The sequence below is a fragment of the Pseudoalteromonas sp. UBA2102 genome (assembly GCF_002331165.1).
GTDB classification, from domain to species: Bacteria; Pseudomonadota; Gammaproteobacteria; order Enterobacterales; family Alteromonadaceae; genus Pseudoalteromonas; species Pseudoalteromonas atlantica.
In genome coordinates this window covers 1-9,220 of record NZ_DCYU01000146.1, presented here as the reverse complement: position 1 = coordinate 9,220, position 9,220 = coordinate 1, and the positions used below count along the sequence as shown (strand labels likewise).

Below are 9,220 nucleotides of genomic sequence, written 5' to 3'. Positions count from 1 at the left end.
GATTGTATTGCCGCCGGCGTAGACAGCTTATTAATAAAGCATGGCGATATACGCGATGAAAACGCTTTTGATAAAGTTAAAGAGCAAATTAGGGGCGAACTAGGCGATGCTGTGGTAGAAATCGCCACACAGGTTGAACAAGTTTTAAGCATTGCTCATGCGTTACATAAAAAAATGAAAGGGCGTGTCGATTTAACTATGATAACTGCCCATGGCGATATAAAATCGCAGCTTGAGTCACTTATCTTCAAAGGATTTGTGAGCGCTCACGGTGCGAATAAAATGCCCGACCTAATTCGTTATTTAAAAGCGATTCAAAAACGTTTAGAAAAACTACCTGTTGATCCTAACCGCGATAGACTGTGTGTTTTAGAACTTGAAAAAGTAGCGCAAGAGTACAAAAAGCTCGTAAATAAAATTCCAAAAGGCTTACCTATTCCGCAACAGGTAAACGCTATTTTTTGGATGCAGCAGGAGTTTAGGGTGTCACTGTTTGCGCAAACCTTAGGTACCCCATATCCTATTTCTGCAAAACGCGTTATGAATGCGATAAAAGAGATAGAATAAAACTTGCATTTTCTATTAAGCTTAGTACCTTAATAGAAGGATTTATTTTTGGTTGAGAAGGAAGCGACATACCTATGTCCTCATCGGTTGAACATAAGATTAAGCGATTGTTAGTTGTAGATGACGAGTATTTTAATTATGAAATGCTTAAATCTGCCCTGACCTCAAAATTTGATGTTAGTTATGCTGACTCGGGTAAAAGCTGTTTGGCGTCTGCCATTGCTAACCCGCCGGATATTATTTTGCTTGATGTATGTATGCCTGGCCTAGATGGGTATGATACATGTCGGATGCTTAAGCACACGCCTGAAACTAAAAATATACCTGTTGTTATGGTTTCGGGCTTAGAGTCGCCCTCGGAAAAGCAAGCTGGCTTTGATGCAGGGTGTGATGCCTATGTAGTAAAACCGTTTTCGATGGGTACTTTATTTGAGCAAATAAACACGGTTGTTTAAAGGTGATGCATGTTTACTGAAGATAAGCGCAATTTTAGACGTATGCAGGTTAATACTCCTGCGCAATTAACAACAATAGAGCCTGTTGCTGGGCTAAATTATACCGCAGAATGTGTTGATTTAAGTGCCACTGGGCTATCACTTCATTTAGATGACTTGCTTGAACTCGATACTTTGTTACAGGTTAATATAGAGTCGACTCACCCAAGTATTGCCTCTTTAAATGCAACGGCTAAAGTTATACGTGCTAGCAAAGAAGACGATGGCACCATTACCGCAGGATTAGAAATAGTTCAGTTTAATTAAATTGAATAAACACCTAGCGGCTGGCTTTTGCTATTGCGGGTGTTAAATAACGTTCGATTTTATTACCTACGTCCTTGTAGGTAATAACAATAATTTTTAGTAAACCTTACAAATTAAGCCTTTTAAGTAAAAGCCTTCAGGGTAACTGCCAGCAATAGGGTGATCGGCCGCTTGATTTAAACGCTCCATAATCAATAGCTCTTTACCCGCATCTAGCGCAGCGTCTGCTACCACTTTTTGAAACAAGTTTTGCTCCATTAATCCAGAGCACGAGAAGGTAAGTAATGTACCGCCTGGTTTTAATATTTGCATAGCAATCATGTTTATATCTTTATAACCACGACACGCACCGGTTAGCTGCGCTTTGTTGTCTGCAAATTTTGGTGGGTCCATCACAATAGTGTCAAACTGTTTGCCTTCCTCACGGTATTGGCGTAATAGCTTAAACACATCTTGTTTTACAAAATCGACTTTATTTAAATCTAAGTTATTGTGCTCTACGTTACGCTTAGCGGTATCCAGTGCTGGTTGTGATACATCAACATTCGTGACGTGTTTACAGCCACCACGTAGTGCGTAAAGTGAGAAAGTACCTGTGTAGCTAAAGCAATTTAATACGGTTTTATCTTTTGAAAAGCGCTCAAGTGCTGCGCGGCTATCACGTTGATCCAGGTAAAAGCCTGTTTTATGACCTTCTAAAATGTCTACTTCAAGCTTTAAGCCATTTTCTTCAATAACCACCGGCTCTGAAGGTTCGTTGCCCCACAGTACACCTTTAATAGGTTCTAAGCCTTCTTTGGTGCGCACGTCTACATCTGAGCGCTCATAAATATTCGCGCCAGGAAAAATAGCCATTAACGCGCCTACAATTTCACCTTTATGGCGCTCAGCGCCGGCACTTAGTAATTGGCAAACTAAGGTGTTATCAAACTTATCAATGGTTACACCTGGCAAATAGTCAGACTCAGCAGCACACAACCTAAAGCCAGTTAAACCGCCTTCGGCTATTGCATGCTCGCGAGCATCTAAAGCACGGCGTAAGCGACGCTCAAAAAAGTGTTGGTCTATTACTTCTTTTTCATCAAAGCTCCACACTCGCGCTCTTATTTGTGAGTGAGGGCTATAAGCTGCGGTGGCTAAAAATTTACCTTCGCTGTCGTGAATGGTAACCGTATCACCTAGGCCTGGTTTACCTTTAATTTTTTTGATGGCTTTTGAAAATAACCAAGGGTGTTTTCTTTTTAATGATTTTTCGCGACCAGCTTGTAGGTAAACGGCAGATGACATAAGGCTTCTCAGTTGTAATAAATAAGCGCTGTATTTTAGTCAAGCATAGGGCAACATACAATGAATGTTTTGCAAGGGAGGTGTAAAGCACGTTAAAGTACGGATAATTCTCATATAAATTAGTTTTTTGGAACATCACTGTGGCCAACACTGCTTTAAGCCCTGAGTTACAACAGCTTGATTCTCAATGTCGCTCATTTATTACTTCGTTAATACATGCCGATGTAGCACACGACATAACACATATTGAACGCGTAGTGCGTGTTGCCATTCAATTATGTCACGCCGAGCAAGCCAATATGAATATTGTTTTGCCGGCGGCGTGGATGCACGATTGTGTTGCGGTGGCAAAAAACCACCCCGATAGAGCAAAAGCATCTACTATGGCGGCAGATAAAGCCATTGCGTTTTTAAAATCAATTAACTACGACGCATCTTTGTTTGATGATATTCATCATGCTATCGCTGCCCATAGCTTTAGCGCCAATATAGCGGTTAAAACTGTAGAAGCGCAAATCGTGCAAGATGCCGATAGAATGGACGCACTCGGTGCAATAGGCGTTAGCCGTTGTATGAAAGTAGGGGGCTCTATTAGCCGCTTACTGTATAACCCTGATGACCCATTTTGTGTTAACCGCGAAGCAGATGATAAAACCTATACCCTTGATCATTTTTTTATTAAATTGCTTCATATTGCTAAGAGCATGAATACGCCCTCAGCTAAAGCCGAGGCAGAGCGACGCACAGAGTATATGTATGCGTTTTTAGAGCAGCTAAAATCAGAAATTGGTCAATAATATGAGCGCTCCTTTATTATCGGGCATTGATCATTGCCACCTTAATGTTGAAAACATCCCAGAAGCGCTAAAGTGGTACAAGCAGGTACTAGGCTTTAGCGTAGTTGAAGAGCTTGTCTTTTGGGATGAAAATGGCAAAGGGCCACTCACACTTGAAGATAGCGCAAAAACAACGCGTTTAGCGTTATTTGAAGGACAAGGGCGAAGCAAAGGTATTGCGTTTGCAGCCACCGGTGCACAGTTTATTTGTTGGGTTGATTATTTAAATGGCTTAAACATAAAAACAGTACTGGCCGATCACGGTGTAACGTTTTCGCTTTATTTTAAAGATAACAGTGGGAATAGCCACGAAATAACCTCTCATGACTACCCGCACATAAAAGCGGTATATGGTGATGTAAAACAAGGCTCGCGCACGCGCAATACTTAGTGTTGCTCTTGATATGCGTTTTTAATTGCGATTATAGCATCGAGCTTATTTACAAATAAATTGATGAGGTGGGGGTCAAAGTGTTTACCCGCTTGTGCTTGCATATGCTCAAGCGCTTCTTCTACACCCCAAGCCTCTTTATACGGGCGTTTAGAGGTAAGGGCATCAAATACATCTGCAATAGCCACAATACGCCCTTCAACCGATATTTGTTCGCCTTTTAAACCATTAGGGTAGCCACTGCCATCCCACTTTTCGTGGTGCTCTATAGCCAGTTTATGGGCAAGTTGTAATAGCGGTGATGAGGAATTTGCTAAAATTTGTGCGCCAATAGCCGCATGCTGTTTCATGTGGTCAAATTCGTCAGGGGTTAATCGCCCAGGCTTTAATAAAATAGCATCCGGAATACCTATTTTACCTACATCGTGCATGGGGGCTGCTTGGCGAAGTAGCTCTGCTTGTTGCTCACCCATGCCAAATTCTAATGCTAATAATTTACTGTATTGGCTCATCCTAGCAATGTGCTCGCCAGTGTCTGTGTCTTTGTACTCTGCAGCGCGGCCTAACCGATGTACTAAATCAACATGGGCTTGCTTTAATTGCTCGGCTTGTACAAGCGATAAATGCGTTTTAACACGTGCGCGCACAATCGCGGGGCTAATAGGTTTAGCAATGTAATCAACAGCACCGAGTTCAAAGCCTTTAAACTCATCGCTTTCATCACCCAAAGCCGTTACAAATATAATTGGGATATGCGAAAGCGCGGGTGTGCTTTTAAGTATTTCGCACACCTCAAAGCCATTCATATCGGGCATCATGATATCGAGTAATATAAGTTTAGGCTGTTCTTTTTCTAGTAGCGCAAGTGCTGCAGCGCCCGATTTAGCAAAAGACATACGGTATTGATTACCTAATACTTCTCGCATGACTTTTAAGTTAGCAGGTTCATCGTCAACGATTAATATACGTGGTTTGTCGTTGCTAAAATCCATTCAATATTCTCATTCTTGGGTAAACTCTTTAATTAGACCGTCTAGGACGTGTTGCGCCTGATCAAAGTCAAATTCATCAAATGCGTTTACAACCTCATTTATTTGAGTTTGTAAGTGTGCAGGGGCGTTATTTTCAAGCTGCGCTAGCAAATCATCGTTGAGCTCGGCGCTTTGCGCTTCATGGTGTAGCGTTTCACACAGTGACTTTAATTCAGCCGCGTTTAGCGTGCTTTTTTGCTCAGTATTTTCACTCTCAGCAGGCGTGATTTGTGCGCACTCATCGCCTGATATTAATTGCGTTATTGTCACTAACTCGTCTTTTATTTGTGTTACTAACGCTGTAGATTGCTCAGAAGTTTGCTCGCGCTCTAAATTGGCTAATAAAGTCATTAATGTTGTTAGGCCTAAATTACCGGCGACCCCTTTAAGGGTATGTATCAGGCTATTGGCGTCTTTAATCTCAGATAACTTACTGTTAAATAAAATATCAAATCGTTTATTGCTGTCATTTATAAATTTGGCAATTTCGGTTAACTGTTTGCATTTATTACCCCAAAGCATCACACCTTTTTCAAAGTCGATGTGTTTAGCCTCAGGGTCTGATTGGCTAATAACCATATCTTTAGCAATACCTAAGCCAAGCACCTGGGCAATTTCTTGGTTAAGCTGATTTATATCTATCGGCTTATTAGCAAAGCCGTTCATGCCAGCACGTTTAGCTGTGAGTTTATCTTGCTGTAGAACGCTTGCCGTTAACGCAATAATGGGGGTAAATTTAAGCTGCCTTTGCTTTTCTATGGCTCTAATTTTTGTGGTTGCTTCTATGCCATCACACTCAGGCATATGAATATCCATTAAGATGACATCAAAATCTTGCTTCTCGAATATTGCAATAGCCTCTAAACCGTTGCTTGCTTTGCTTACCAAATGTTGATCTTTAGAAAGTAATAACGAAAGCAGCTCGGTGTTTTGCTCAATATCATCCACCACAAGTACCCTTAGCGATGGTAATTGAGTGTGCAGGCCATCGAAATGGTCTATTTTTTCTGAATCGCCTTGTATAAGCGGTAAAGAGAAGTAAAAGCAGGTGCCTTTGTTTTCTTCACTGACTAGATTTATGGTGCCGCCCATCAGCTCTACTAATTGTTTACTAATGGTTGTTCCCAGGCCTGTACCGCCAAAGCGACGAGTAGTGGTGCCATCGGCCTGAACAAACGGCTGAAATATAGCTTTAACACGGTCTTTGGCAATACCTATGCCGGTATCTTGGACTTCAAAAAAGAGCTGATCGGTTTGCGTAGTACTTACAGTTAGCTCAACCGAACCTTGCTCGGTAAATTTAATGGCGTTACCGATGAGGTTAGTTAAAATTTGCCTTAACCTGTCTGGGTCGCCATAGTAAGTTGTGGCAACAGAATCTTTAATGTTCAATTTTAAACGCAAGTCTTTCTTTTTTGCTTCAAGCCAAAATGTCGAAATAATGCTATCGAGTACTTGTTTTAAACTAAAGTGAACGGGTTCAATAGTTAGCTTTCCGCGCTCAAGCTTTGCGGTATCAAGCACTTCGTTAAGTAACCTTAATAATGAACGCGCCGCATTATTAACTGTAACCAAGTGCTTTTGCTGTTCTTGGTTTAGCGGAGTGTCCATCAGTAGGTCGCTAAAACCGATAATAGAATTCATCGGCGTGCGGATCTCATGGCTCATATTAGCCATAAAAGATTGCTTAGCGTGCGCTGCTTCTTCAGCTTGCAATTTTGCCTGCTCAAGTTTGTCTTCGTATTCTTTTTGTTCTGTAATATCAACCAATACCCCATCTATCCACTGCGGGTTATTATCTTTATCACAGGTAATACTGCCTTTATCTAATACCCAGGCAACTTTGCCGTTACGGTGGCGAATACGATACTCTACCGAGTACTTTAAACTTGAGGTCATGGCTTGCGCTACGGCTTCGTTTACCGTTGGCTGATCTGTTTTTAAAATAAGGTCGTTAAGTTCAATGCAGCTTTCTGTGAACTCTTCTGGCGTGTACCCAGTTAGCTCAGCCACTGTTGGGCTGATAAATAGCATGCTCCAGTTTTCGTCGTACTTACAGCGAAAAGCAGCGCCAGGCATATTATCCATTAAAGAGCGGTACTTTTGCTCTTTTTCAATAAGGCTTTGCTGCATAGCGCGTTGTTCGGTTAAATCGGTGATAAAGCCAACATATAACGGCATATGACCTGGCTGATTAACCTCCCCTATACCTAAGCGAATAGGAAAAAGGTGGCCATCTTTGTGTTTGGCAGACACATCCCTATTTATACCAATTACTTTTCCTAGATCTACATTTTTGGCGTGAGACAAATAGCCATCATGGTGGCGAGCGATTTCATCGGCCATCAGCATTTTTACATTATGACCTTGAACTTCGTTTTCTCGCCAACCAAAAATTTTGCTGGCAGCTTCGTTAAAGCTCAAAATAATGCCGGTGTGATCTATAGTCACAATGCCATCAATAGCAGTGCCTAAAATAGCATTTAGTCGAGATTCATCCGCCGATTTTTCCTCAAGCAGTAAGCGGTATCTAACCATGCCATTTATAACTGCAATGACACAGGTTATAGCAACGGTCGCGGTAGCTACGGCAATAGCCACAAAAGCAAGCTCAGTGGTTGACTCTTCGTAATCGGGTAAAAGCGGAGAGGTTGCAACAAAGCGGGTAGCAGCCATACCCATATAGTGCATACCTGCCACCGCTGAGCCTAAAATAACAGCGGTAATAGCGCGGGCTTGCAGTTGTGATAAATTAGGTAGCAAACGCGTTAAATGATAACGCGTAAAAAGTGCTATGAACGATAAACCAACAGCGACCACAATTGATAAAGCAAATATGATTGCATCGTAACGTAGTAACGGGGCCAGCTCCATTGCTGCCATGCCGCTGTAGTGCATTGTACCAATGCCTGAGCCTAGTAAAATAGAGCAAATAATAAGGTGTTTGTATGACCCTTGCGATTTTACTAAAATCGAAAAAGCGTACTGACATGCAATAAACGCCGGTAAAAAAGACAAAACGGTAATGATTGGGTCGTAGTGTATTTCTGTGCATAACGAAAAGGCCAACATACCTATAAAATGCATACTCCAAATACCGGCCGATAAAACAGTGGCACCGGTCACATTGGCTAAGCGTTTATAGCTTTCGAACTTTGTTTGCTTTGCTACATCAACCAACCAGATCGTAAAAAAGGCAGCAAAAATAGCGGTAATGACCGATAAACTAACCAGTATAGGGTTATATGCACCGTTGATAATGAGGCTCGGATCGTGGTCGGTTATAAAAAATGCAGACAGCATAGTGGCTCAAATTAGTATCTTTATTGAACTAGTTTAATAGATTTATTTTATAAATAAACTGTTAATCTAATAATTTATATTATAAATCAGCGAGGTTACTTTTTAGCATTAAAGTATTAACATGCGTAACGTGCTTCATTAATAAGACGTGATTTTGCGTAAATAAAAATAATAATAAACACTGAGCCCACTTATTTATCGCTAAATAACTGCATTGATTAAATAAGGCTTTATAATACGCTTTTATTTATATTTAGAGCATACACCTTGTTTGAGTATCAGCTAAAACGCAGTGCAAGGCGTAAAACAGTGGCAATAAAAGTTAGCCAAAAATTAGTTACTGTTTATGCGCCTACGCACGTGCCAAAACTACAAATAGAACAATGGCTGTTTAGTAAAAAAGAGTGGGTAACTGCGCAATTACATAAACAACTTAATGCCATTGATACTCAACAACACCCGTTTAAAAACCAGCAAATAATGGTTTTTGCTAAGCCATATACCATTACTTTTGCAAAAGGGACACGCTCGCATGTTCAGCAATCCGATAGCGAGTTTACTATTTACACTTCTAATCGAGTAAAAAAACAGCCTGAAAAACGCAAGCAGTTACTTTGCCTTGCCCTTGAAGAAACGCTAACAAACTACATTGAAATGCGTTTAGCTTATTATTGCCAACAGATGTCAGAAGCATTACCGACTAAATTGACGATTGGAAGTTATAAACGTAAGTGGGGGAGTTGTAATTCTCGGCGAGAGCTAACCTTTAGCCTTAACCTTGTTGGGGCGCCTCATCGTATAATTGATTATGTTATTGTGCACGAATTGGCTCATTTAAAGTATTTGAACCACAGCAGCGCTTTTTGGAAGCGCGTAGCTAATTTTTATCCCGATTATAAATCTGCATCAGCATGGCTTAAAAACCACGGGGCAACATTACAGTGGGTATTTGATAATTAGTCTAAAAATGAAGTTTTAAATAGTAATGAAAAAGGTATAGAAAAGGATACTGAAGATAAGAAGTGGTGGAGGGAGCTGGATTCG

9 protein-coding genes are annotated in these 9,220 nt (G+C 41.0%); 6 read left to right on the top strand and 3 right to left on the bottom strand.

The features are described from left to right. From B2R65_RS18760 to B2R65_RS18750, 3 genes are all read left to right on the top strand, one after another. The coding region (locus tag B2R65_RS18760) for a DUF3418 domain-containing protein (protein ID WP_286745260.1) at positions 1–567 on the top strand (567 nt) is incomplete at its 5' end. Positions 568–641: 74 nt separating this feature from the next. Next, complete coding sequence (locus B2R65_RS18755; RefSeq protein WP_024034218.1) at positions 642–1,022, top strand: response regulator; 381 nt, start codon at positions 642–644, stop codon at positions 1,020–1,022. Between the two features lie 9 nt (positions 1,023–1,031). Beyond that, positions 1,032–1,328 carry a PilZ domain-containing protein gene (locus B2R65_RS18750; RefSeq protein ID WP_004589184.1) on the top strand — a complete coding sequence of 99 codons (297 nt, stop codon included), beginning with the start codon at positions 1,032–1,034 and terminating at the stop codon, positions 1,326–1,328. Positions 1,329–1,424: 96 nt separating this feature from the next. On the opposite strand, the gene B2R65_RS18745 is transcribed toward B2R65_RS18750, so the two are convergent. After that, positions 1,425–2,615 carry a class I SAM-dependent methyltransferase gene (locus tag B2R65_RS18745; RefSeq protein ID WP_121637668.1) on the bottom strand — a complete coding sequence of 397 codons (1,191 nt, stop codon included), beginning with the start codon at positions 2,613–2,615 and terminating at the stop codon, positions 1,425–1,427. A 140-nt stretch (positions 2,616–2,755) separates the two neighbouring features. Here B2R65_RS18745 and B2R65_RS18740 point away from each other — a divergent pair, with 140 nt between their 5' ends. Together B2R65_RS18740 and B2R65_RS18735 are read left to right on the top strand one after the other, a co-directional pair. After that, entirely contained in the window at positions 2,756–3,412 is a 657-nt protein-coding gene (locus tag B2R65_RS18740; protein ID WP_121637667.1) for an HD domain-containing protein, read from the top strand. 1 nt (position 3,413) lies between these two features. Next, entirely contained in the window at positions 3,414–3,842 is a 429-nt protein-coding gene (locus B2R65_RS18735; RefSeq protein ID WP_286745255.1) for a VOC family protein, read from the top strand. Here B2R65_RS18735 and B2R65_RS18730 read toward each other — a convergent pair. After that, a complete protein-coding gene (locus B2R65_RS18730) occupies positions 3,839–4,834 on the bottom strand; it encodes a response regulator (RefSeq protein ID WP_286745252.1) in 996 nt (331 codons plus the stop codon). The two genes, B2R65_RS18735 and B2R65_RS18730, sit on opposite strands and share 4 nt — an antisense overlap. A 9-nt stretch (positions 4,835–4,843) precedes the next feature. Further along, positions 4,844–8,176: an MHYT domain-containing protein gene (locus B2R65_RS18725; RefSeq protein WP_286745249.1), complete on the bottom strand. Its 3,333-nt coding sequence runs from the start codon at positions 8,174–8,176 to the stop codon at positions 4,844–4,846. Between the two features lie 309 nt (positions 8,177–8,485). Here B2R65_RS18725 and B2R65_RS18720 point away from each other — a divergent pair, with 309 nt between their 5' ends. Beyond that, entirely contained in the window at positions 8,486–9,136 is a 651-nt protein-coding gene (locus tag B2R65_RS18720; RefSeq protein ID WP_286745247.1) for a M48 family metallopeptidase, read from the top strand. The last annotated feature ends 84 nt before the right edge of the window (positions 9,137–9,220 follow it).

What these genes read in the sequence shown, in the direction of transcription:
- B2R65_RS18755 (WP_024034218.1), top strand. Translation starts at nt 642, where the DNA reads ATGTCCTCATCGGTTGAACATAAGATTAAGCGATTGTTAGTTGTAGAT.
- B2R65_RS18745 (WP_121637668.1), bottom strand. Translation starts at nt 2,615, where the DNA reads ATGTCATCTGCCGTTTACCTACAAGCTGGTCGCGAAAAATCATTAAAA.
- B2R65_RS18750 (WP_004589184.1), top strand. Translation starts at nt 1,032, where the DNA reads ATGTTTACTGAAGATAAGCGCAATTTTAGACGTATGCAGGTTAATACT.
- B2R65_RS18735 (WP_286745255.1), top strand. Translation starts at nt 3,414, where the DNA reads ATGAGCGCTCCTTTATTATCGGGCATTGATCATTGCCACCTTAATGTT.
- B2R65_RS18725 (WP_286745249.1), bottom strand. Translation starts at nt 8,176, where the DNA reads ATGCTGTCTGCATTTTTTATAACCGACCACGATCCGAGCCTCATTATC.
- B2R65_RS18730 (WP_286745252.1), bottom strand. Translation starts at nt 4,834, where the DNA reads ATGGATTTTAGCAACGACAAACCACGTATATTAATCGTTGACGATGAA.